The sequence below is a fragment of the Cytobacillus gottheilii genome (assembly GCF_001636345.1).
In the GTDB taxonomy this organism is placed as follows: Bacteria; Bacillota; Bacilli; order Bacillales; family Cytobacillaceae; genus Cytobacillus; species Cytobacillus gottheilii.
The window spans coordinates 2,690,283-2,712,960 of record NZ_KV440945.1; the positions used below are offsets into that span (position 1 = coordinate 2,690,283).

Consider the following 22,678-nt stretch of genomic DNA (forward strand, 5'->3'; position numbering starts at 1 on the left):
GGCTTTAGGAGTGTGAAGGGCTATGTTATTGAACATGTTACTTTCTTTCTGTATCGGTGCATTTGTCGGTGTAGCAGCACATATTCAAAAAAACGGCAAGCTGATCAAGCCGCGCAAAACAAAACGATTTATCTATCTGGGATTTTTTGAAGATGTTATTATGGGGTCATTAGCGGCTGTACTAGTGGTTTTATCTGCAAATCCTGAATCTGTCATAGCAGTTATTGTTACTGCCATGATCGCTGGATTAGGCGGAGAGGCTATCCTAAAAGGATTGGACTTATTAAAGCTGCGAGAGAAAAAAGAATAGGCGTGCAAGTCTTTTGCACGCCTCATCCTTTCTAACGTCGATGCTCTACAAGGTCAATAACACCTAAAACTACGTGTGCAAGTCCAAATCCAAATAATGTGTTAGCCATCATTTTGTTGCTGCCACGCTTTTGCTTAAGTGCATATCCAGTAGCTGTTACAGCCGTACCTAGTGCAGTTGGAATCATACCTTCACGAATGTTCATGTATTTCCCTCCACATCGATGTTAGTAGGCGTTATTTCTTTCACCCACAAATAGTATCGGCTTTCTTCACCTTAATCACTCATGTAAAATACTCCAATTTTGCATTAGGAAAGAATTTCTCCATATAAGCGTATAAGCTTTTTTGAATTTCCTCTTGTTCGTCTTTCTGATAAATATACTTGCCTATTCCGTATTTTCCCCATTTGTAGCGGCGTTTTTCCTCATCTAACTCCAGCTTTGTCATTGGGTAGTTTTTCTGAATGACCTTTTTTGCAGGCTTGGTAAACCGGTGCTGGATAAACTCAAATGTAATATCCTTTTTCGCATCCTCGGGTAATTCATCATGAAGGCGTTCAAACATATGGTAATATCCGTCCTGCCATCCTTCGTGCAGATAAATTGGCGCAACGATAAACCCTAGAGGATACCCTGCTCTGGCTACCTTCCCCGCTGCTTCAATTCTCTTTGCCAGCGGTGATGTGCCAGGCTCAAAATTTTTAATAACATAATCGGCATTCACGCTAAAGCGAAACCGGGTTTTTCCGTTGTGCTCTGCATCCAGCAGATGATCAACATGATGAAACTTTGTAACAAAGCGAAGTTTTCCATGTTCTGACCTGCCGAAATGTTCAATAGCTCTTTTTAAACTATGTGTCAGATGATCAATTCCAACAATATCCGATGTACAGGATGCTTCAAACCGTGTAATTTCTGGTGATCTTTCTTCCATATACTTATCAGCTGCATCCAAGATTTCATCCACATTAACGTAAGTACGAATATACGGCTTACTTCCCATCGTCGTCTGCAGATAGCAATAATGGCAATGACCCATACAGCCAGTGGCAAATGGAATGGCATATTCCGCAGATGGTTTCGAGGTATCAAACTTTAAGGTTTTTCTAATACCAACCACTAATGTGGATTTCGCCACTCTGTATTTTTGAAAATCATTCTCTCCTGGTAAATTGCGGATCTGATTATGAGAGGTTGTATAACGGATATCGAGACCCATTTCCTTAAATCGATCGTATAAAGTTTCTCCTAAAGGATAATCAAGTGCATTAGGCTCAAAATAAACGAGCTGCGGCTTAAAAGGTCTCATCATATAATCCATTTCCTCCATCTATATTCCCGAAGTATTCCTGATAAGCAGCCTCTGCTTCTTGAGGTGTTGAATATACCGCCATTTCATTTGTCAGCGGATAATACGTTTCATATACAAAGACAGCTAAAGATTGAGGATCTTCGGGATTATTAACAACAGCAGCTTCCTGAATATTTGCCACATCCTGTGTGTGCGGATTACGATAAAAAATATAAACAATGTCTCCCGCTTGGTATTCATTACTATATTGGCTGTATTCCAAATTGATCACCACTTTCGAAATGTATACACTCATTTTGCCGATCAACAGTGGAAATTATGATTTCTATATAGTGGAAATAGTTTCTAAAAAGCTTTCGGGTAAGGATGAAGCCAATGGTTTATACTAACGATGCTAAATAAATTGGAATGGAGATGAATCTCATGGATTTACATGCGTCTAACCAAACTGAGGCAGCATTGCTGCATTATAAAGAGGGACTTGGCACATTTACAAAAAAGATGCCTGAACTTGCTTCTCACTTTAATGCTTTTACTGAGGAATGTTTTCGCGAGGGAACTCTATCTCAAAAAGACAAGCAATTAATCGCTCTTGGGATCAGCCTTTACTCTCAGGATGAATATTGCATCATTTATCATACAAAAGGCTGTCTGGACCAAGGGTGCAGTGAACAGGAAATCTATGAAGCAATTGGCGTTACGGCGGCATTTGGCGGCGGCGCTGCTATGAGTCAGGCAGTTACACTGGTTCAAGATTGCATCCAAGACTTAAATAATCTTACACAATAAGTACTGATGCATAACGGAAAAACGAGCCACTGCTGACGGTGGCTCGTTCACTTAAAAATCTTCTATTTCGGCCTTTTTGTTCGACTTTGCTGCATCAATCATAAGCAAGATGGCGGTGATGATATGCATCACCATTCCTATTACAGGAATAAACCCAACAACAGAGGTAACAATGCCTAAAATGCTGCCATGTTTCTTTTCGCCTTCATTTGCACTGAATACAAGTGTCACGATGTGTAGTACCAGCATGACAAATAACGGTGTCCATGCCGTACTTAAAATTAATAATCCTCCCAAAAAAGGAATGCCCAGCGCCGCTTCAAAACCACCAGTTATCCACTTTAAAATCGTAGAGGTTTTCATTACTTTTCCTCACTTTCCTGTAAATGATGGATCACATTATAATCTTTGATGGACCACTTATCTTCTTTAAAAGTCATATTATTAAGGCAAGCATTCTCTAAACGAATTTGATTAAATAGCTCAGCATCTAATGCGTTCGCAGCTAGGATTGCATGAATGACTGCACCATGGGCCACAAGCAAAACTTTCTGATTCGGATATTCCCTGCTGATTCTCATTAATCCTTCCTGCAGCCGGGGGGTTAACTCCTCCACTGTTTCCATATCTGTGTAATTCTTATCCGGAAAATGCTGCTGACGCTCCTCCGGTGTCATGCCTTCAGCTTTACCAAAATGCCTTTCCGTGAAATCCTCCATTACTTTTAATGGTACCCCAACTTGATTCTGAATGATTTCAGCTGTTTTCTTTGCTCTTGAAAGCGGACTGGTTAGAATAATGTCCCACTTATCTTGGTTTAAATAGGCAGCACACAGCTCAGCCTGTTTTACTCCATTCATATTTAAAGGAATGTCTGTGCTTCCTTGTAATTTTCCTTCTGCATTCCAATCAGTCTGTCCGTGCCTAACAATACATAGAACTGTCAAAAGTAATCATCTCCTCATTTATTTCTTTTTTATGTAAAATTATTAGATATGATGAATTGTGTCACACTAGTAAAATCTTCATATAATTTTAGCATAAATGAGGCATAATAATATGTTCAATTTCTTAATATGTAAAAGAAGTAGTCAATAGCCTTCGCTACAATTTTACTTCAAGGTATGTTTTAATAAGAATATAACAATTAATGAAGGGGGAGAGAGTTTTAGTGATTAGGGAACATATGAATGACATCTTTACACCATTTCTCAAACAAGCTTTAGATGCAACAAATGTCGGGGTGGTAATTACTGATCCTGAAAAAGATGATAATCCGATCGTCTATATTAATAAAGGCTTTACGAACCTAACCGGCTATACCGAAGAGGATGTTCTTGGGAAAAATTGCCGTTTTCTCCAGGGAGCAGATACAGAACGTGCTGTTGTTCAATCTATTTCGCAGGGCATCAAAGAAAAAAAGTCCATTCATGTGGACCTTATCAATTACCGTAAGGATGGTACACCGTTTCGTAATGAATTAATTATTGATCCAATATATATAGATAATACCGATCGCACTTTTTTTATTGGCGTGCAAAAAGATGTTACTGAACAATACGAAACGAAGCTGGAGCTGGAAGACACACTTAAAGAAGTGCAAAGACTTTCCACCCCTATTGTACCAATTACAAACTCCATTTCGGTTATCCCTCTAATCGGTTCCCTCACATTTGAGAGAGTTGAAGTCTTATATAACGAGATTTCGGCTTCAGAAATCATTAGACATAATCAAATTGTCATTATTGATTTATCAGGGCTCGCCTTTTTTGATGATCAATTCGGAATCAATATTGGAAATATACATAAAATGCTTAATCTGCTCGGTATTGAACTCGTTCTTACTGGTTTTTCACCTAATATGGCAGTTTCCACCCAAACATATATCGAACAGTTAAGGAAGATTAAAGTCTATAAAGATATCAAAAGTGCATTGGCAAATCTTGCCGCATAATGAATATGTTTATCTTTCTTTTATAAGTGTATATAAATAGTAAGCTTATACTACACACGATAAAAGGAGGCAAAACCATGTCAGTCTTGCAAAAAATTGCATTAGTACTCGTAATTATCGGAGCTGTCAATTGGGGGCTCGTTGGTTTCTTCCAATTTGACCTTGTTGCCACTATCTTTGGCGGACAAGAAGCCATTGCTTCACGTATTGTATATGGATTAGTCGGTATAGCTGGTTTAGTATCCATTGGGCTGTTGTTTAAGCCGGTAACAGCAGAAGAAACAAATCGTTCATATCGAACGAATCACTAATAGAAAGAACCGAGTCGGAATAGCTGGCTCGGTTTTTTTCTGAGTCAAAAAAGAACATATACATGAACCTGGACTATCATAATTGTATATTTCTTGCTAAACTCCTATTATCTGATTAAAGGAGTTAAAACATGTCTATTAATATACATTTTGAAGTCAATACCATCGAATATACTGTCTTAGATGAAAGAATATCCTATGATTATAGCTATTGGAAACCCTTGATGTCTGTTTTTTTATCCGCTAGCGATGAAATCCAAATACATTGCTGGAGCTCGGATCAGGATGTATTAGACGAGCTTTACACAGAGCTTAGTACTGAACTAACATTTAGAGCAGAACACAACATGTCAATCTTCTCAGGAAAACTTACTAAACAAGTGAAAAAATATATAATAACAGACTATCTGACACCTTCTAAAAGATTAAAATGGTTTTCTGTATTTCTTAGCAAACATGGTCATTCTACCTTTAATGCAGAGCATTATGGAACTGAATTCATAGGCTATAAAATAGATACATCCACATTGGAAGAAATAAAAAAGATCCTTCCAAAAGAGATATCAGTTAACACTTGGGTGTCTGAGGATGACCAAAACTAATTCATTCTTTTAACATTAGTACTCTTTAAGTATTTTTACATGAATGTGGCTACCGAATGAAAATAAAGCCACTATTACAAATTGGACTTAATTCTCAAGATATTTATAATTCTCCTTCTCACCTTCTGGCGGGTTAGGTCCAAGCTGCATGATTCCGCTTGTGTCTTCTCCATAAATATAAGTAGAGTTTGGTTCATCCTCAAATACAATATATGCAAGCTGTTCGCCTTTAAGCGATGTTTCAGTACTCATTTCTTCTATCTTTGCTTCCTTGTATTTAGAAGTAACATATTCTTCAACCCTTAACTGTAATTCATTTAATTCTTTTTGCTCTTGGTAAATGTTATAACATATCAAGGCTGCAACAATGATGATAAGACTAGCTAAAAAGGCAAAAAACAATAACACTATTTTGACTTTTGTACTCAGCTGATTTGTTTGATTCATAACTGCCTCCATTTGAATCAAATTGTACCCTTCTGAATCCTTTAAAAACTTAGATACTTTATATAATTTTTAAACAATAGTAAAGACCCCATCAAACAGCAATAGTATTGGGGTCAACTTTTAAAATTTTTACATCTTGGAAAGAGCTGTGAATAAAACACTATCTAGGCTAGAAAAATATTTGCACGAAATCTTATTGGTCTTTAAGCTTATCTGCTTGTTTTTTCAGCCACTTTTCTCTAGAAACCAATCCCCAAAGACCAAATCCTGTCGTTAGAACAATTAGAACAAGGTAGAACCATCCCATAGAAATCCCCCTTTTCATCTTCTAACCACCTTAATCTTACAGCAATTCCCAAATCCATTCAACCCATCATAATTATTTTTCGAAATTTTCCACCTATTAATTACTCCAAACGACGTTTCTTCTTAAAGACACCCCGTTAATGTCTAACATTTACGGGGTGTCTTTCTAGCTTATACTTTTTTAAGGGTTATCTTTTGGTCATGTTTAATTTATACTGCAGATGATGTTCGCTGGTATACGCACAATTGGATAACCAGCTTCAGTTGGTGTGAGCACTAGCTCAAATCCATCAAACTGGCTAATAAATCCACATGCTGTTTTTAATACTGTGCCATTGTATCCTAGATAATTTACCTCAACAAAGCTTCCTGCAGGGTTGTTTGCAAAAAAGTTACGAAGCTGTGCAGTGGTCATACATGCAAGAGGATCTAGTTCTGGATCTAGTATTTGCTCAGATTCAACCTCTATTTCTTGTACTGATTCCATTTCTAGTTCGATTGCTTGTTCTGATTCTGGTTCCAGATCTGTAATTGGAAATAGCATTGGATTTCTCCAAGCTGGAGGAAAAGGAGCCTTTTTCCCATTTCGCAAAATAGGTTGTTTACTTTGTTTCCATAATCTCCTTTTTTTCATATAGTTTTCAATCTTCAATACAAATCACCTTCCTTTTCTTAATATGTTTTATACTATTAATATTTAAAGTTTTTTGTCTATGCTTGTCCCCTTGAATTTTGTCTCAAAAATAAAATGAGTCATTTTTACATTGTTTGGCAGCTAGACAAAAATAATAGTCTATGAAAATTGGATGTTTTTCTTTATGAGTACCCTATTTGAGTGATTTATTAAAACAAACTAAAGTCTAGTGGAATAATGGATATGTGTATGGGGATTAAATAGAAAAAGGCTAATATAAGAAATTCTTTAAAGAAATAGGTAATAGTATCCTTAAAATAAAACACTCTGGAAAATGGCGGAAAGATTATTGCATAGTTTGTTGGGGGGGATTTGTGCGAATATGAATTTGACTTATTGTTCAAAAATAAAAACCCCTTGATGCTATACGCATCAAGGGATTCCACTTATTAATACATTTGCAGGTATTGCTCGCGCTCCCATGGGTGAACTTGAGTGCGGAACATATCCCATTCAATTTCTTTTGCTTCAAGGAAGTGTTCAAGGATATGCTCTCCAAGAGCATCAACCATGATTTCATCCTTCTTAAGGTTATCAAGTGCGCTTGCAAGTGTTGATGGAAGATCAACGATACCTTCTGCTTCGCGCTCTTCTTTGCTCATAACGTAGATGTTGCGGTCTACTGGAGCTGGAGGAGTTAATTTGTTTTTCACGCCGTCTAAGCCAGCTTTTAATAGAACAGCCATTGCTAGGTACGGGTTAGCAGCAGGGTCTACGCTGCGGACTTCTACGCGAGTACTTACGCCGCGTGAAGCCGGGATACGGATTAGCGGTGAACGGTTTCTAGCAGACCATGCAACATAACATGGAGCTTCATAACCAGGCACTAAACGCTTGTATGAGTTAACTGTTGGGTTTGTAACAGCTGTGAAGCTAGGTGCATGCTTGATAATACCAGCGATGAAGTTGCGAGCTGTTTCGCTTAATTGCAATTCGCCATTTTCATCGTAGAAAGAGTTTTTACCATCTTTAAATAAAGAAACGTTACAGTGCATACCAGAACCGTTTACACCGAATAATGGTTTTGGCATGAATGTAGCATGCAATCCGTGCTTACGAGCGATTGTTTTAACAACTAGCTTGAATGTTTGAATTTGGTCACACGCTGTTAGGGCATCAGCATATTTAAAATCAATTTCATGCTGTCCAGGTGCAACCTCATGGTGAGATGCTTCAATTTCAAAGCCCATTTCTTCAAGCTCAAGTACGATATCACGGCGGCAGTTTTCACCTAAGTCTGTTGGTGCAAGGTCAAAATATCCTCCGTTATCGTTTAGCTCAAGTGTTGGTTCACCAGCTTGATCTAATTTGAATAAGAAAAATTCAGGCTCAGGTCCAAGATTGAAATCAGTGAATCCCAGCTCTTCCATTTCACTTAGAATTCTTCTTAAGTTATTACGAGGATCTCCATCAAAAGGAGTTCCATCTGGGCTATAGATATCACAGATTAGACGTGCCACTTTTCCTTTTTCAGCTGTCCAAGGGAATACAACCCAAGTGTCAAGATCAGGATATAAGTACATATCAGATTCTTCAATACGCACGAATCCTTCGATTGAAGATCCGTCAAACATCATTTTGTTATCCAAAGCCTTTTCAAGCTGGCTAATTGGAATCTCAACGTTTTTAATAGTTCCTAAAATGTCAGTGAACTGCAGGCGGATAAACTTTACATTTTCCTCTTCTGCAATACGTGTAATATCTTCTTTTGTAAATTTTGCCACTGGTTTTTCCTCCCTTAATGAATTACAAGTTTAATATTTTAATGGAAAAAGCGGGACATATCGCCTTGGCGGGTAGAAGTCCGGTTGAAACGGCCAGCTTGCATCAATTCTTTCCTAAGCAGCTTTCTCAATTCAGTATCCGTTAACTCCTGTCTCACTTTTTCTTCTTGCTTATTTAGTTCCCCAGAAACAGTTTGATCTTCTTTCACTAAAAACAGCTGTTTGATGCCAGCCATATTAATGCCCTGATCAATTAAATCTTTAATTTCTAATAGTTTGTCAATGTCGTTTAAAGAATATAATCTTCTGTTTGTGTCAGTTCTTGCCGGAGAAATCAACTGGTGTTCCTCATAGTAGCGGATCTGACGCGCTGTAAGCTCGGTCAGCTGCATGACGATTCCAATTGGAAAGAGCGGCATGGAGCGACGAATTTCACTTCCAGTCAATCGTCTCTCCTCCTTTATTTGATTTCATGTGTTTATTATATGTAATGTTAGATTTCCTGTCAACACAATGTTATATTTTATGACATAAAAAATTAACACATGATATTTACACATTCTCTTTACCTATTATGTTTTCCTGCAAGGACTGTTATGCTTTGGTTTTTATTCTTTTAGATGGTGTGGATAGATTGGTTCTGACGGGCTCTTTCGCGTTGCCTTAGTTCCCTTCAGAACCTCTTTTTCATGCTGACGGGCTCTTTGGGTGCTCCTTTGTTCCCTTCAGGCTCCCTTTTCTCTGCTGACGGGCACTTTCGCCACAACTTAGTTCCCTTCAGGCCCCCTTTTCTCTGCTGACGGCCACTTTCGCCACAACTTAGTTCCCTTCAGGCTCCCTTTTCTCTGCTGACGGGCACTTTCGCCACAACTTAGTTCCCTTCAGGCTCTATTTTCCCTGCTAACAGGCACTTTCCCCACGCCATAGTTCCCTTCAGCCACCATTCTATCCGCTGACAGGCACTTTCATCATCCTTTTCTAATCCCATCATTTAAGATCCCACATTATGTATGAAAAAAAGACAGCTGCACGGCAGCTGCCTTTCAAACATTCCCTTTTATAATGATATTAAACCTTTTTCGAGCAATCGATTCAATGCAATGCAGACAGCCATTTTCACATGAGAGTATGTCAGTCCGCCTTGAACATAGGCTGCATATGGCGGTCTGATAGGACCGTCCGCAGTTAGTTCTATGCTTGCACCTTGAATAAATGTGCCGGCTGCCATAATCACATCGTTCTCATAGCCGGGCATGTAGCTTGCGTATGGAGTAACATGCGAATTAATGGGTGATGCAAATTGAATGGCCTGACAAAAGGCAATCATTTTGTCAGGATCATCGAACTGGACAGCCTGAATGAGGTCTGTTCTTGGTTCATCCCATTTCGGAGTGGCATTCATGCCGAACTTTTCCAAAACTGCAGCTGTAAAGATTGCACCCTTTAGCGCCTGTCCGACAACATGCGGAGCAAGAAAGAAGCCTTGATACATTTCTTGCAGGCTATATAAAGAAGCTCCTGCTTCCGCACCAATACCTGGAGAAGTCATTCTATAAGAACAGGCTTCAACCCAATTTTTCTTTCCGACAATATAGCCGCCGGTTTTTGCCAAACCGCCGCCCGGGTTCTTGATTAAAGATCCAGCCATTAAATCGGCTCCAACATGGCATGGCTCCTGCTCTTCTACAAATTCACCATAGCAGTTATCAACGAATACGACAACATCTGGTTTCATTTCTTTTACAAATGTAATCATTTCTTTGATTTGCTGTATTGTAAAGGATGGTCTGGTTGCGTAGCCTTTCGAGCGCTGAATGCCAATCATTTTCGTATTAGGCTGAATCGCTTTTTTAACAGCATGATAGTCAATATTTCCTTCATCAGTTAGAGGAACACTATTATATGAAATTCCAAAGTCTTTTAACGACCCGACTCCATCACCTCTGATTCCGACGATTTCCTCTAAAGTGTCATATGGCTTTCCAGTTATATATAAAAGCTCATCGCCAGGACGCAGTACGCCAAATAAGGCGATTGAAATGGCGTGTGTTCCTGATATGATCTGCGGACGGACGAGTCCAGCTTCCCCGCCAAACGTTTGCGCATAAATGGCTTCAAGTGTATCTCTGCCATGATCATCATACCCATATCCAGTTGAAGGGATAAAGTGCGAATCACTAACTTGATGATCCTGGAAGCTTTTTAAGACGCGATATTGGTTTTCGTCAATCCGCTCATCGATTTTCTTTAGTACAGATGCAATTTGTTCTTCAGCTTCTTTTACGATCGGCTGAATTTTTTCTTGAAATGATAAATGCTGAAACATGGTGTTCTCCTCTAGATTTTATATTGTTTTAAGCTGCCCGCTATTTGATGGTCAGCCATGTAAAAACCTTTACACATATATTCTTGTGTTTCTTCATTAAAAACGAGTTCGCGCAAGACGGTATCGTTTTTCAGCTGCGACAGAAGCTTGCCCTCACTTGAAGGAACAGATACATGGTATTCTTCCATCATCTGCAGCATATGCTGTTCGATTTTTTGTTTTAAGAGCAGTCTGTCTTCCCCGTCTAAAGCGCTGATTTGAATCATATCTCTGCCTGAAGTTGGCACAAAATCCGGATGGACAGCATCCCTTTTGTTATAAACCGTGATTTGCGGAATTTTTTCATCCTCAAGTTCTTCAATCAGCTTTTGCACTGTTTGTTCATGCTGAAAGTAATCCGGGTTAGACATATCAACGACATGAATCAGCAGATCAGCTTCCTTCACTTCTTCGAGCGTTGAGCGAAAAGCAGCGATTAACGCAGTCGGCAAATCTTGTATAAAGCCAACCGTATCTGTCAGCAGTGCAACAAAACCGCTTGGCAGCACAATTTTTCTTGTCATTGGATCTAATGTGGCGAAAAGCTGATTTTCTTCAAAAGAGTCTGCTTCGGATAGCCTGTTAAATAATGTTGATTTACCGGCATTTGTGTAGCCACCCAGTGCAATTTGAAAAACTTTATTTTTCTTCCTTCGTTCTCTGTACCGCTCCCGGTGTTTAACAATCGAATCTAATTGCTCTTTAATATCATCGAGCCTGCGACGAATATGACGGCGATCTGATTCCAGTTTTGTCTCACCAGGTCCTCTAGTTCCAATTCCGCCCCCAAGTCTTGAAAGCTGTGTCCCTTGTCCAGCAAGGCGTGGAAGTATATATTGAAGCTGAGCTAGCTCGACCTGCAGCTTCCCTTCACGCGAGCGGGCGCGCGTTGCAAAAATGTCTAAAATAAGCTGTGAGCGATCAATAATTCGTGCAGACACATTGGCAGATAAATTCCGGACCTGACTTGGCGAAAGCTCATCATTAAAAATAATCAGATCGGCTTCCAGCTCTTCCTGCAGAGCAGAAAGTTCTTCAACTTTGCCTTTGCCGATATAAGTAGAGGGGTGCACCCGTTCTCTTTTCTGCGTTAATTCAGCAAGCACTGTACCTTTTGCTGTAGAAGTCAGAGAAGCTAGTTCTTCCATTGAATATGTAAAATGCAGATCATCCTCTTCTGTCTGGCAGCCTACGAGGATTACTTTTTCACGTTCATTCTTTTGTTCCATCTGTCTCCTTCTTTCCTTTCGATTCTGTGAATATCATATCAGATTATTGTTCTATTCACTAATCCAGATTGTAATTTATGTTTACATTCCCCTTGTCACAGGCAAACATGCAATAAATCTAGGATCTGCTTGGTTTTAAAATAAAAAATCTTTTTTCTGTAAAAAGCAGTTGTAAAACACATTATACGTGGTAAAATTTATATGTTTGCACACAGAGATATTACAGCATAGAGGAGAACGAAGATGGCTTGGGATGTTTTAAGTATGATCGGTACGATTGCATTTGCAGTAAGCGGTGCCATTGTAGCGATGGAAGAAGAATATGATATTTTAGGTATTTATATATTAGGAATTGTGACTGCTTTTGGCGGCGGGGCAATTCGAAATTTGCTGATCGGTGTACCTGTCTCAGCCTTATGGGAACAAGGCATGTTTTTTCAGATTGCCCTGCTTTCCATTACAGCTGTCATGCTTTTTCCGAATCGGTTATTAAAACACTGGCAGCGGTGGGGCAATTTTACTGACGCGATTGGCTTATCGGCATTTGCCATTCAAGGAGCGCTATATGCAACAGAAATGAATCATCCGCTCAGCGCTGTGTTGGTTGCAGCTGTTTTGACTGGAAGCGGCGGCGGCATGATCCGTGATGTGCTGGCGAGAAGAAAACCTCTCGTCCTCCGCTCGGAGATTTATGCTGTTTGGGCCATTTTGTGCGGATTGGCAATTGGCCTCAAAATAGCAGCCAATTCTTTTGAACTGTATGCATTATTTGCAATTATTACAGCACTGCGTGTTCTTTCATATACGTATAAATGGAAACTGCCAACAAAACGATTGGGAACATAGAAAAGCGGAAGCGCCTTGCTCAGCCCCGACAAGCTTAAGACAAGATGGCTAGAAGGTTGTTCTTTAACCTTCTGGACAGATTGGCTTAAGACCTCGAGGGGCTAGGCGCTGTAGCTAGACACCTAGAAAAGCGGAAGGCGCTCGCCCAGGGACGACAAGCTTAAGATGAGCCAGGTGAAAGGTTGCTCTTTAACCTTTTGACTGGATCAGCTTAAGACCTCGAGTCCCTAGCGCCTGTAGATGGACACCTAGAAAAGCGGAAGGCGCCTTGCCCAGCCCCGAGTGAGTTCATTCTATAGAAAAAGACATGAGTGAAAAAATTTCAGCTCATGTCTTTTTTATTACAAATATTTTCTGCTGCCTACTTTACTTCCTCGATTACAAGATCATTACTCCTGATCGTCATCAGTTCATGGCGGTCATATATATTTTGCATTAATAAACGCATAGCTTGGGTGCGGATGGATTTTTCAATCACATTCCGCACATAGCGTCCATTCGAAAAACTATTAGAACTATATCCGTTTTTCACATCATACAAATGTTCTCTTAATTTCTTTTCTGCTTCATGACTTAATGTGTATTCTTTCTCCTTCAGCATTAAATCAGCAATTTCCATCAGCTGATCAATATTGTAATCTGGAAAGTCTACAACAAGCGGGAAACGGGAATGCAGACCAGGGTTTAAGGTTAAGAAGAAATCCATTTCCCTTGAATAACCTGCTAAAATTAGGATAAATTCATGCTGTTTGTCTTCCATATGTTTTACAAGTGTATCAATAGCTTCTTTTCCAAAATCCTTTTCTCCTCCGCGCCCAAGTGAATAAGCTTCGTCAATGAACAAAATACCGCCTAATGCTTTTTTAACTAGATCCCTTGTCTTCTGGGCGGTATGGCCAATATATTCTCCTACAAGATCCGCTCTTTCTGCCTCAATCAGATGCCCTTTCGATAGCACATTCATTTTAAGAAACAGTTTGCCAATCAGTCTTGCTACTGTCGTTTTTCCTGTGCCTGGATTGCCTTTAAACATCATATGAAGTGCTTGTTTTCCAGCTCGCAGGCCTGCTTCTTCTCTCTTTTTATTAATGTATATCCAAGCATAAATTTCTTTTATTAATCGTTTCATCTCTTCCATGCCAACCAATGCACCAAGCTCTTCTTCTATTTCCTTTAGCGCACTATGCTCTGCAGGGAGCTGCTTTGGTGCTGCTGGTGCATCCGGCATTTCTTTTGTATATGTTTTCTTTTTTTGCGAATTTAGAACGATGCTGATTTGCCCATTATTTTTTAAGCGAATCGGCTGATCCAAATGCCTTCACCTCTCATTCTTAGGCACAGATGTAAGTTGTGTGTGTAAAGGTCCATTGCCTGAATTAGAGGAATTTCAGATTACACTTGAACCTGAAAGAATTCCCTCCGTGCGAAAAGGTTTTGGTGTGATGTCTGATCTAGTTTTATCATAAACTTTGTTTATATATATTCGGTTAAACGTAAAATCATTAGTACAAATTGAAACTCGGCCAATATATTTGTTCAAGTAAGGAAAAGTTGAATGCAGGAAAAGTTGTTGTGTACAGAAAAAATGGCGGGGTGAATTTTTAAAAGATAAAAAAAAGACTGCCGCAAAAGATGAAAATTGATTTGCGGCAGTTTTTTCGTTGTTATTTTTGGCCTTCCATATCAAGCTGAACATTTCGCTGTGGAGCGAAAGTGGAAATAGCATGCTTATATACAAGCTGCTGCTTGCCTTCTGATTCAAATAAGACAGTAAAATTATCGAAGCCCTTCACTTGCCCCCTAATTTGAAAACCATTTAGAAGAAAAACGGTTACATTCGCATTATCCTTGCGGAGCTGGTTTAAAAATTGGTCTTGAATATTAATGGATGTTTTCATCATGTATCCTCCTCTTTTATCTCTAGTAATATGTATTCGATTTAACTCCAAGCTTTCCTTCAATATGGAAACAAATTTCAGCGAATTTTTTTTGCCATTGCTCTTCCTTTAGAGCGTTTGTCATATCAAACCATTCCACATCCATTTTGTTTCTAAACCAAGTCAGCTGCCTTTTGGCATATCTTCTTGAATTTTGTTTCAAATTATCAACAGCTGTTTCAAGTGTTGCTCTGCCTTCAATATAATCATAAATTTCTTTATAGCCTATTGCCTGAATAGATGGATAATTGCGGATTCCTTTTTCATAAAGACCTTGTACTTCCTGCAGAAGCCCTTCTCTCATCATAAGATCTACGCGGCTGTTAATGCGTTTATAAAGCAAATCCCGCTCCATCGTAAGACCAATGATAGAGGTATCATATAGTAATTCCGGCTGCTGTTTTTCCTGCCACTGTGACACAGGAATTCCCGTACAGTGGTATACCTCCAGCGCTCTAATGACACGCCTCACATTATTGGGATGGATATTTTCCGCACTCAATGGATCAATCTTCTCAAGCTCTGCATATAGAGCGTCATGTCCTTGTGCCTCTGCTTTTTTTTCAAGTTCTTTTCGAAATTCCTCATCAGATGGAGCATCTGAAAATTGATAATCATAAATAACCGACTGTATGTACAAACCTGTTCCGCCTGCTATGATCGGCAGTTTGCCGCGCGATGAAATTTCATCTATCTGCCGGCGGACAAGCTGCTGAAATTCTGCAGCAGAAAACGCTTCATCAGGTTCTTTAATATCAATTAAATAATGAGGGATTCCTTCCATCTCAGCAGGACTGATTTTTGCTGTCCCGATGTCCATGGATCTGTAAATTTGCATCGAATCGCCGCTAATAATTTCACCATTATACTTTTTAGCAAGCTGAATGCTTAAGTTTGTTTTACCTGATGCCGTTGGCCCAATAATTACTAGAAGCTTCTGTTTTTCATTCAATATCGTTCACACTGCCTTTTTAAACTAAATGACCGATTTATTGGTCTAACCTAATCGTACCATATCAGCCGCTGGTTTTCAGAGTTAAACGTATCTATTTTGTGCTGAGCCTTGAACATCTAACCATTATAAACATTTTAGCACTTGTTTATGCGCCGCTTCATTACAATTCATGAAAAATTTTCACAATAGATTACATTTCATTAACGTTTCAATAACAAACACGGGTTTTAGCATCTATCCGTGTTATTTTATGTGAAGGCTACAATAGATCTTCAAAAGAAAACAGAATTGGGTGAAAAAGATGTTATCTTCAAGTGAAATTGGAATTGATTTAGGAACTGCTAATATACTTGTATACAGTAAAAATAAAGGAATTGCTTTAAATGAGCCTTCTGTTGTGGCAATAGACACATCTACAAATAAAGTGTTGGCTGTTGGACACGAAGCGAAAGAAATGATTGGAAAAACGCCTGGCCGTATTGTTGCCATCCGCCCTTTAAAAGAAGGAGTCATCGCCGATTATGATACAACCACAGAAATGATTCGGCATGTGATGAACAAAGCGTCTAAAAAACTCGGTTTTGCGATCCGCAAACCAAATGTGGTTGTCTGCACTCCGTCAGGTTCTACGAGCGTGGAAAGAAGAGCCATTCATGATGCAGTCAAAAATGCCGGCGCTAAAAAGGTGCATTTAATAGAGGAGCCTGTTGCTGCTGCTATTGGTGCGGATTTGCCGGTGGACGAGCCAGTTGCCAATGTAATTGTTGATATTGGCGGCGGTTCAACTGAGGTTGCGATTATTTCCTTTGGCGGCGTGGTAGCTTGTCATTCAATCCGTATTGGCGGCGATCGTCTTGATGAGGATATCATTCAGCATGTCCGCAAAGAATTTAATGTTTTGATTGGAGAAAGAACGGCAGAACAGATAAAGATTGAAATTGGACATGCCTTAATCGATCATGAGGAATTAACGATGGATATCCGCGGGCGGGATCTTGTAACAGGACTGCCAAAGACGATTACATTAACGTCCTATGAAGTTCGCGATGCAATGAAAGAATCATTGCTTCATATTTTAGAAGCAATTCGCGCGACTTTAGAAAGCAGCCCAGCTGAATTGAGCGGCGATATAGTCGATCGCGGTGTCATCTTAACAGGCGGTGGTGCCCTTCTAAATGGAATTCAAGAATGGATTTCTAAAGAGATCTTTGTGCCTGTCCATTTGGCGCCAAGTCCACTTGAATCAGTGGCAATTGGCACTGGAAGAGCTTTAAAGTTTATTGATAAACTGCAGACTGCAGTGAAATAAGTTTTTTGAAAAAGAAAATGTCCGGAGATTGTTTTAGCGGGGGTATTCGGGCATTTTTCTGCTTTTTTGTGAAAATTACATATGGTAATGATGCAATTTTGAAGCTTTTTATTAAGAATACATAGTTTTGCTTAATGAATTTACGCGCTTTTTGGGTTTCTATTTAAATATTTGAGGCTTTTTACTAAGTTTTGGGGTTATTCTGATAGATTTGTGGACCTTTCTAGCTATTCTTTTGGTTTTCCTTATGAATGCACCGGTTCTCTAATTAGATATTTGTGTTTTCCTATCAAAATCCTTTCGTTTCCTAACAAACTTTTCTGCTTTCCTAACAAACTCGGCGGCTTTCCTATCAAATTCCGAGACTTTCCTATCAAACCCTCAGAATGACTACTCTCTCATAAATTTTCCATAGTAAAAAAAGCAGCCCGATAAGGATCACTCACCTTACCAGGGCTACTTCTTTAATCAATTACTGGTTACATCACACGCTTAAACATCTTTTCCAGCTCATAAACCGAGTAATTAATAATGATTGGTCTGCCATGCGGACATGTAAAAGGATCGTTTGTTTGGCGAAGTTCATCCAGTAAAGCTTGAATTTCGTCATTACGCAGGTGATGGTTTGCTTTGATGGAGCCTTTGCAGCTCATCATAATCGCCGCCTCTTCACGCAGCTTTTTGACATCTACTTTTTTCATGGAAAGCAGTTGTTCAATCATGTCTTCAATGATATCCTGTTCATCACCAGGCGGAAACCATTGCGGATGCGCACGAACGATGTAGCTGGTTGGTCCAAATGTCTCAAGAAACACTCCGACTTTTTCCAGCTCATGCTGATACTCATTTATCTTAAGCATTTCGTCTGTTGAATACTCAAGTGTAATCGGGATCAGCAGCTCCTGCAATTCTTTAGCGACTTGTCCAACTTTTTCTTTAAAAAATTCATATTTTATCCGTTCTTGAGCGGCATGCTGATCGATAATATATAAGCCTTTTTCATTTTGTGCAAAAATGTATGTTCCGTGCATTTGCCCGATCGGATACAGAGGCGGCACACGTGGTGCTGCACTTTCAGTAGAGAATGATTCATCTGTCTGCTGAACGACATCAGTTGAAACCCATGCTAGTTCTGGAACTTCTGCAGGAATAAATTCTTCAAGTGCTTCCGCTTCTCTTTCTATAGGTCTATCCTCAACAGGTGATCTCTGCTCAAGCATGGCAGGTACATCCTCATACTCTGAATGAGAAACAATTGATTCCGGCTCTTTCTCTTTTACCAGTGATGCTGAAGCTTTTTCCGGCAAATGATCAAGCTCTAAAAAAGTCTGCTCGTCTTTTGGCTTAGGCACAGCAATCGGTCTGGAGTATCCTGCTGGTATGAGCTCCTGCTTTTTAAATACATTCTGAAGCGAAGTTTTAATCAGCTCAGTCAATTCGTTTTCCTTGCTGAGGCGCACTTCCATTTTCGATGGGTGAACATTGACATCCACAAGCTGCGGATCCATAACGATATTCAGAAGCACGATTGGATAGCGTCCAATCGGAAGCAACGTATGATACCCTTCCTGAATGGCTTTCGCCAGTGAATAGTTTTTAATAAAACGGCCATTAATCATGGTCGAGATATAGTTTCGGGATGCACGAGTCACTTCTGGCAAAGCTGCATAGCCACTAATGGTGAAATCCAATGATTGTGCCGTCACCGGTACCATTTTTTTGACGATATTGAGGCCATAGATCCCAGCTAAGACCTGCCGAACATCGTCTTTCCCGTTTGTATGAAGCAGTTTGCGTTCATTATGAATCAATTTAATCGAAACTTCAGGATGTGAAAGAGCAATCCGGTTAACGACATCTGTAATATTGCCAAGCTCTGTATGAATGGTTTTGACATATTTTAAACGTGCAGGTGTATTAAAAAACAGGTCTGTTACACTAATATCTGTTCCTTTTCTGGCAGAAGCCTTTTCCATCACTTCTACCTTTCCGCCTGATAAAACTAGGCGTGTTCCTGCATCGCCTGTGCTTGTTTTCAGTTCCACATTGGAAACAGAGGCGATACTTGGCAAAGCCTCTCCTCTGAAACCAAGCGTTTTAATGCGGAAAAGATCATTTTCATCTTTAATTTTACTCGTCGCATGGCGATGGAATGCATTTAAAACATCTTCCTCAGCAATTCCTTCGCCATTATCAATTATTCTGATTTTGGCAAGTCCAGCCTCTTCCAGTTCAATTTCAATGATGGTGCTTCCTGCATCGATGGCGTTCTCCAGCAGTTCTTTGACAACAGAGGCTGGCCGTTCGACAACCTCACCGGCTGCGATTTTATTTGAAAGGGAATCGTTCAGCTGTATGATTTTTCCCATTTCATGCACCTCCTCAGCCTTTTATTTTTTTATGAAGCTCATATAGCTCATTAAATGCCTGCATCGGCGTCATTTCAAGTATTTCAATTGATTTTAAGTGCTGCAGAATTTTCTTTTCTTTTGAAGACAGCTGGGTCTGTTTTGGTTCTGGCTCTTTTTCATCAAAAAAGGACAGCTGCGCTAATGGCTCATGAGCCTTTATAACAGGCTCTTGTTTCGTTTCGCGTTGAGGCTGATTCTGCTGATCCTGATGCTGCTTTTCAAATCCAGCTAAAATGGTATTGGCTCTGGCAATTAGTTCGTCTGGAAGCTCAGCAAGCTGTGCAACATGAATTCCGTAGCTTTTATCAGCAGGACCTTCCTTAATTTTATGAAGAAAAACAACTTTGCCATTTTGTTCAGCTGCACTCACATGAACATTTTTCAGTTGCTGCAGTTCTTCCTGCAGAACTGTTAATTCATGATAATGAGTAGAAAATAAGGTTTTCGCACCAATATGCTCATGAATGTATTCAATCATCGCTTGTGCAAGCGCCATGCCATCATAGGTGGATGTGCCTCTTCCGATTTCATCAAATAAGATTAAACTATTTTGTGTTGCATTGACAATGGCATTTTTTGCTTCAAGCATTTCAACCATGAAGGTACTTTGGCCTGAAATCAAATCATCTGCCGCTCCAATACGCGTGAATACCTGATCGAAAATCGGCAGCTCAGCACTTTCTGCAGGAACAAAGCAGCCAATTTGTGCGAGAATTGCCGTTAAAGCAATCTGGCGCATATAGGTGCTTTTCCCTGACATGTTGGGACCGGTAATCAATAAAATTTCTCTTTCCTGGTCCATAAGACAGTCATTTGGCACATACTCCTGTGCCTTCATCACCTTTTCTACGACTGGATGTCTGCCTTCCTTAATGTAAACTCTTCGTTCAGCTGAGAAGTGCGGACGCACATAATGCCTTTGTTCACTGATGGCAGCAAAGCATTGGAGCACGTCCAATTCACTTACCGTTTTCGCCAGAGCTTGCAATCTCGGGATAAAAGTTTTAATTTGCTCTCTAACCATAGCGAACAATTCATATTCCAGCTCAACTGATTTTTCTTCAGCTTGAAGAATCAATGCTTCTTTTTCTTTGAGTTCTGGTGTTACAAACCGCTCTGCATTTGTTAATGTTTGTTTTCGTTCATATAAACCTTCTGGCAAATGCGGAAGGTTTGCTCTTGTTACTTCTATATAATAGCCAAACACGCGATTATAGCCGATTTTCAGCGATTTGATGCCCGTTTTTTCGCGCTCCTGGCGCTCAAGCTGTGCAATCCAGTTTTTCCCGTTTCTGCTCGCATCTCTGTATGTGTCCAATTCACCATGGTAGCCATCGCGAATAATATTGCCTTCTTTAACGGATAATGGCGGGTGATCCACAATCGCTTGTTCAAGCAGATCTGTTGCTTCTTTACACGAGTCAAGACGTTCCGCCAATTTCTCCGCTTCTTCTGTTGAGAGGTCGTGAACCATTTGTTTTAAATGCGGAATCTGCTGAAGTGATTTTTTGAGCTGAATCAAATCACGGGCATTTACATTTCCAAACGCTACGCGTCCTGCAAGCCTCTCCAGATCATAGACCTCTTTCAGCTTTTCACGCAGCTCTTCTCGTTCAAAATAAGCAGAAATCAATGTGTCTACCAAATCATGTCTGCGTGTGATTTCTTGTTTATTCATTAATGGACGGTCGATCCACTGCTTCAGCAATCTACCTCCCATTGCTGTTTTGGTTTCATCAAGCAGCCATAGAAGTGACCCTTTTTTCCCTTTCGAGCGAATGGTTTCGGTCAATTCTAAATTGCGTTTTGAGTAATAATCAATTTTCACATACTCGTCGATATGGTAAACTTCGACGACTTGAAGATGATCTAGACTTCTTTTTTGTGTTCTGTGCAAATAGTTCAGCAGTCTGGAAGAAGCTAAACGAAGTTCATTTTTCTCCAGTTTTTCTAAAAGAGGAACATAATGACCCTGCTGCTGATCATCATTTTCTATTGAAAATGTAATCTGGCTGCGTTCTTTGATTTTTGCTTGCCATTCTTCTGAAAAATCACTTCCAACAACGACTTCTCTTGCTCCAGAGAGAAACAGTTCATTTAGGACTGTATCAAAACTGCCGCTTAAGAACGCTGCTTTCGTTTCTCCAGTTGACAGGTCATTACAGACAAACGCAAATGTTTGGTGATCAAAAGCGGTGATGCTCGCGATGTAATTGTTTTCTTTGTCTGTCAGCCCTTTGCCTTCCATCATGGTTCCTGGTGTAATCAGCTGAACGACTTCTCTTTTCACAACGCCTTTCGCTTGCTTAGGGTCCTCGGTCTGCTCACAAATCGCCACTTTATAGCCTTTTTCCACAAGCTGTTCAATATAGCCTGCCGCTGAATGATATGGCACCCCACACATTGGAATTCGGTCTTCTGTTCCGCCTTCACGGCTCGTTAATGTAATTTCAAGTTCTTGTGACGCACGAATGGCATCATCAAAAAACATCTCATAAAAATCGCCTAAACGAAAAAATAAAAAGGCATCCTGATAATCTGCCTTTACTCTTAAATATTGCTGTATCATTGGCGTATACGTTAAAGCCATAATATCCTCCACGGTCTGTTAGATTGCTAGAATATCGTTCATGTTTCATATAAGAAAGCATGTGTGTTCTATGCTTTGGTTCAAATTTTTATTCTCTTTATTATAACATAATTTTTTTTGCTCTTTTGGAAAAGTGCACAAACCATACCTCTAAATGACTGGTTTGAGAAAAAATGATTTCGCTGTTGAACCAGAAAGGCGGATTGGCGATTTTGCCTTTGCTGCTTATGTTTTTGGATGGCAGTATTAAAAAGTGATTGTTTAAAGGAATAGCATACGTGGTCGATTTTTCGCGGAGGATCGCTGTTTTTAGGCGGAGAAATTCCGGTTATTATGAAAAATAGGGCTAAATAAGCAAATATAAACGGAGAAATTCCGGTTAAGTCCTAAATATGGGGCAAAATTTAATGATTTTGCTCATATAAGCGGAAATTCTCCGTCTATTTTACGGGAAATGGAGGCATTTCCCAGAATATACGGAATTTCTACGCTTATTTTCCGAAAGACTATTAAATTCGCAAAAAAAACACTTGGGGCACCAAGTGTTCTTTATGAAACAGTATTCGTATTCTGCTAACTTTCCATT

General features: G+C 39.7%; 23 protein-coding genes. 7 read left to right on the forward strand and 16 right to left on the reverse strand.

Features of this window, described 5'->3' with window-relative positions; translation table 11 throughout:
- The first annotated feature begins 22 nt into the window (after positions 1 to 22).
- Complete coding sequence (locus A6754_RS13035) at positions 23 to 310, forward strand: DUF4257 domain-containing protein (protein ID WP_066446293.1); 288 nt, start codon at positions 23 to 25, stop codon at positions 308 to 310.
- Positions 311 to 341: 31 nt separating this feature from the next.
- Here A6754_RS13035 and A6754_RS13040 read toward each other — a convergent pair whose 3' ends face one another.
- The 3 genes from A6754_RS13040 to A6754_RS13050 all read right to left on the reverse strand — a co-directional run bounded on the left by A6754_RS13040 (position 342) and on the right by A6754_RS13050 (position 1,885).
- Positions 342 to 515 carry an asparagine synthase gene (locus A6754_RS13040; RefSeq protein ID WP_066446296.1) on the reverse strand — a complete coding sequence of 58 codons (174 nt, stop codon included), beginning with the start codon at positions 513 to 515 and terminating at the stop codon, positions 342 to 344.
- A gap of 79 nt (positions 516 to 594) precedes the next feature.
- Positions 595 to 1,623 (reverse strand): spore photoproduct lyase, encoded by a 1,029-nt coding sequence (splB, locus tag A6754_RS13045; protein WP_066446299.1) that lies wholly within the window; start codon positions 1,621 to 1,623, stop codon positions 595 to 597.
- Positions 1,607 to 1,885 carry a transcriptional regulator SplA domain-containing protein gene (locus tag A6754_RS13050; protein WP_066446301.1) on the reverse strand — a complete coding sequence of 93 codons (279 nt, stop codon included), beginning with the start codon at positions 1,883 to 1,885 and terminating at the stop codon, positions 1,607 to 1,609. The genes splB and A6754_RS13050 overlap by 17 nt, the downstream gene beginning before the upstream one ends.
- A gap of 161 nt (positions 1,886 to 2,046) precedes the next feature.
- Between A6754_RS13050 and A6754_RS13055 the strand changes: the two genes are divergently transcribed.
- Positions 2,047 to 2,412: a carboxymuconolactone decarboxylase family protein gene (locus A6754_RS13055; RefSeq protein ID WP_066446304.1), complete on the forward strand. Its 366-nt coding sequence runs from the start codon at positions 2,047 to 2,049 to the stop codon at positions 2,410 to 2,412.
- Between the two features lie 51 nt (positions 2,413 to 2,463).
- On the opposite strand, the gene A6754_RS13060 is transcribed toward A6754_RS13055, so the two are convergent.
- Together A6754_RS13060 and A6754_RS13065 are read right to left on the reverse strand one after the other, a co-directional pair.
- Positions 2,464 to 2,775: a hypothetical protein gene (locus A6754_RS13060; RefSeq protein ID WP_066446311.1), complete on the reverse strand. Its 312-nt coding sequence runs from the start codon at positions 2,773 to 2,775 to the stop codon at positions 2,464 to 2,466.
- The gene (locus A6754_RS13065) at positions 2,775 to 3,359 is read right to left on the reverse strand and encodes a histidine phosphatase family protein (protein WP_066446313.1); all 585 of its coding nucleotides are present in this window, start codon (positions 3,357 to 3,359) and stop codon (positions 2,775 to 2,777) included. Before A6754_RS13065 ends, A6754_RS13060 begins: the two co-directional genes overlap by 1 nt.
- Before the next feature lie 224 nt (positions 3,360 to 3,583).
- On the opposite strand from A6754_RS13065, the gene ytvA reads away from it, so the two are divergent.
- The 3 genes from ytvA (at position 3,584) to A6754_RS13080 (ending at position 5,279) form a co-directional block, all read left to right on the forward strand.
- Complete coding sequence (gene ytvA / locus A6754_RS13070; RefSeq protein WP_180320224.1) at positions 3,584 to 4,366, forward strand: YtvA family blue-light photoreceptor; 783 nt, start codon at positions 3,584 to 3,586, stop codon at positions 4,364 to 4,366.
- Positions 4,367 to 4,443: 77 nt separating this feature from the next.
- The gene (locus A6754_RS13075; protein ID WP_066446315.1) at positions 4,444 to 4,677 is read left to right on the forward strand and encodes a DUF378 domain-containing protein; all 234 of its coding nucleotides are present in this window, start codon (positions 4,444 to 4,446) and stop codon (positions 4,675 to 4,677) included.
- Positions 4,678 to 4,808: 131 nt separating this feature from the next.
- The gene (locus A6754_RS13080) at positions 4,809 to 5,279 is read left to right on the forward strand and encodes a hypothetical protein (RefSeq protein WP_066446317.1); all 471 of its coding nucleotides are present in this window, start codon (positions 4,809 to 4,811) and stop codon (positions 5,277 to 5,279) included.
- Between the two features lie 87 nt (positions 5,280 to 5,366).
- On the opposite strand, the gene A6754_RS13085 is transcribed toward A6754_RS13080, so the two are convergent.
- The 6 genes from A6754_RS13085 to hflX all read right to left on the reverse strand — a co-directional run bounded on the left by A6754_RS13085 (position 5,367) and on the right by hflX (position 12,044).
- Positions 5,367 to 5,726: a DUF3139 domain-containing protein gene (locus A6754_RS13085; protein ID WP_180320225.1), complete on the reverse strand. Its 360-nt coding sequence runs from the start codon at positions 5,724 to 5,726 to the stop codon at positions 5,367 to 5,369.
- Between the two features lie 511 nt (positions 5,727 to 6,237).
- Positions 6,238 to 6,576 carry a hypothetical protein gene (locus tag A6754_RS13090; protein WP_156495797.1) on the reverse strand — a complete coding sequence of 113 codons (339 nt, stop codon included), beginning with the start codon at positions 6,574 to 6,576 and terminating at the stop codon, positions 6,238 to 6,240.
- 539 nt (positions 6,577 to 7,115) lie between these two features.
- Positions 7,116 to 8,450, reverse strand: a complete 1,335-nt coding sequence (gene glnA / locus A6754_RS13095) for a type I glutamate--ammonia ligase (protein ID WP_066446325.1) — start codon at positions 8,448 to 8,450, stop codon at positions 7,116 to 7,118.
- 38 nt (positions 8,451 to 8,488) lie between these two features.
- Positions 8,489 to 8,896, reverse strand: a complete 408-nt coding sequence (locus tag A6754_RS13100) for a MerR family transcriptional regulator (RefSeq protein ID WP_066446328.1) — start codon at positions 8,894 to 8,896, stop codon at positions 8,489 to 8,491.
- Positions 8,897 to 9,507: 611 nt separating this feature from the next.
- On the reverse strand, positions 9,508 to 10,776 hold the full coding sequence (locus A6754_RS13105; protein WP_066446332.1) for a methionine gamma-lyase family protein: 1,269 nt from the start codon (positions 10,774 to 10,776) through the stop codon (positions 9,508 to 9,510).
- Positions 10,777 to 10,787: 11 nt separating this feature from the next.
- Positions 10,788 to 12,044, reverse strand: a complete 1,257-nt coding sequence (gene hflX / locus A6754_RS13110; protein ID WP_066446335.1) for a GTPase HflX — start codon at positions 12,042 to 12,044, stop codon at positions 10,788 to 10,790.
- 243 nt (positions 12,045 to 12,287) lie between these two features.
- Between hflX and A6754_RS13115 the strand changes: the two genes are divergently transcribed.
- On the forward strand, positions 12,288 to 12,890 hold the full coding sequence (locus A6754_RS13115) for a trimeric intracellular cation channel family protein (protein ID WP_066446344.1): 603 nt from the start codon (positions 12,288 to 12,290) through the stop codon (positions 12,888 to 12,890).
- Between the two features lie 361 nt (positions 12,891 to 13,251).
- Here A6754_RS13115 and spoVK read toward each other — a convergent pair whose 3' ends face one another.
- The 3 genes from spoVK to miaA form a co-directional block, all read right to left on the reverse strand.
- Positions 13,252 to 14,202 (reverse strand): stage V sporulation protein K, encoded by a 951-nt coding sequence (gene spoVK / locus A6754_RS13120; protein ID WP_066446346.1) that lies wholly within the window; start codon positions 14,200 to 14,202, stop codon positions 13,252 to 13,254.
- Positions 14,203 to 14,554: 352 nt separating this feature from the next.
- A complete protein-coding gene (hfq, locus tag A6754_RS13125; RefSeq protein WP_066446348.1) occupies positions 14,555 to 14,788 on the reverse strand; it encodes an RNA chaperone Hfq in 234 nt (77 codons plus the stop codon).
- A gap of 22 nt (positions 14,789 to 14,810) precedes the next feature.
- A complete protein-coding gene (miaA, locus tag A6754_RS13130) occupies positions 14,811 to 15,779 on the reverse strand; it encodes a tRNA (adenosine(37)-N6)-dimethylallyltransferase MiaA (RefSeq protein WP_066446353.1) in 969 nt (322 codons plus the stop codon).
- Positions 15,780 to 16,083: 304 nt separating this feature from the next.
- Between miaA and mreBH the strand changes: the two genes are divergently transcribed.
- On the forward strand, positions 16,084 to 17,091 hold the full coding sequence (gene mreBH / locus A6754_RS13135; protein ID WP_066446356.1) for a rod-share determining protein MreBH: 1,008 nt from the start codon (positions 16,084 to 16,086) through the stop codon (positions 17,089 to 17,091).
- A gap of 479 nt (positions 17,092 to 17,570) precedes the next feature.
- On the opposite strand, the gene mutL is transcribed toward mreBH, so the two are convergent.
- Positions 17,571 to 19,460: a DNA mismatch repair endonuclease MutL gene (gene mutL / locus A6754_RS13140; RefSeq protein WP_066446357.1), complete on the reverse strand. Its 1,890-nt coding sequence runs from the start codon at positions 19,458 to 19,460 to the stop codon at positions 17,571 to 17,573.
- 13 nt (positions 19,461 to 19,473) lie between these two features.
- Positions 19,474 to 22,092, reverse strand: a complete 2,619-nt coding sequence (gene mutS / locus A6754_RS13145) for a DNA mismatch repair protein MutS (RefSeq protein WP_066446359.1) — start codon at positions 22,090 to 22,092, stop codon at positions 19,474 to 19,476.
- Positions 22,093 to 22,678 lie beyond the last annotated feature (586 nt).

Coding starts and splice junctions, on each gene's coding strand:
- A6754_RS13035 (WP_066446293.1), top strand. CDS start 23: ATGTTATTGAACATGTTACTTTCTTTCTGTATCGGTGCATTTGTCGGT.
- A6754_RS13040 (WP_066446296.1), bottom strand. CDS start 515: ATGAACATTCGTGAAGGTATGATTCCAACTGCACTAGGTACGGCTGTA.
- splB (WP_066446299.1), bottom strand. CDS start 1,623: ATGATGAGACCTTTTAAGCCGCAGCTCGTTTATTTTGAGCCTAATGCA.
- A6754_RS13055 (WP_066446304.1), top strand. CDS start 2,047: ATGGATTTACATGCGTCTAACCAAACTGAGGCAGCATTGCTGCATTAT.
- A6754_RS13060 (WP_066446311.1), bottom strand. CDS start 2,775: ATGAAAACCTCTACGATTTTAAAGTGGATAACTGGTGGTTTTGAAGCG.
- A6754_RS13075 (WP_066446315.1), top strand. CDS start 4,444: ATGTCAGTCTTGCAAAAAATTGCATTAGTACTCGTAATTATCGGAGCT.
- A6754_RS13080 (WP_066446317.1), top strand. CDS start 4,809: ATGTCTATTAATATACATTTTGAAGTCAATACCATCGAATATACTGTC.
- A6754_RS13085 (WP_180320225.1), bottom strand. CDS start 5,726: ATGAATCAAACAAATCAGCTGAGTACAAAAGTCAAAATAGTGTTATTG.
- A6754_RS13090 (WP_156495797.1), bottom strand. CDS start 6,576: ATGCTATTTCCAATTACAGATCTGGAACCAGAATCAGAACAAGCAATC.
- A6754_RS13105 (WP_066446332.1), bottom strand. CDS start 10,776: ATGTTTCAGCATTTATCATTTCAAGAAAAAATTCAGCCGATCGTAAAA.
- hflX (WP_066446335.1), bottom strand. CDS start 12,044: ATGGAACAAAAGAATGAACGTGAAAAAGTAATCCTCGTAGGCTGCCAG.
- A6754_RS13115 (WP_066446344.1), top strand. CDS start 12,288: ATGGCTTGGGATGTTTTAAGTATGATCGGTACGATTGCATTTGCAGTA.
- hfq (WP_066446348.1), bottom strand. CDS start 14,788: ATGAAAACATCCATTAATATTCAAGACCAATTTTTAAACCAGCTCCGC.
- mreBH (WP_066446356.1), top strand. CDS start 16,084: ATGTTATCTTCAAGTGAAATTGGAATTGATTTAGGAACTGCTAATATA.
- mutL (WP_066446357.1), bottom strand. CDS start 19,460: ATGGGAAAAATCATACAGCTGAACGATTCCCTTTCAAATAAAATCGCA.
- mutS (WP_066446359.1), bottom strand. CDS start 22,092: ATGGCTTTAACGTATACGCCAATGATACAGCAATATTTAAGAGTAAAG.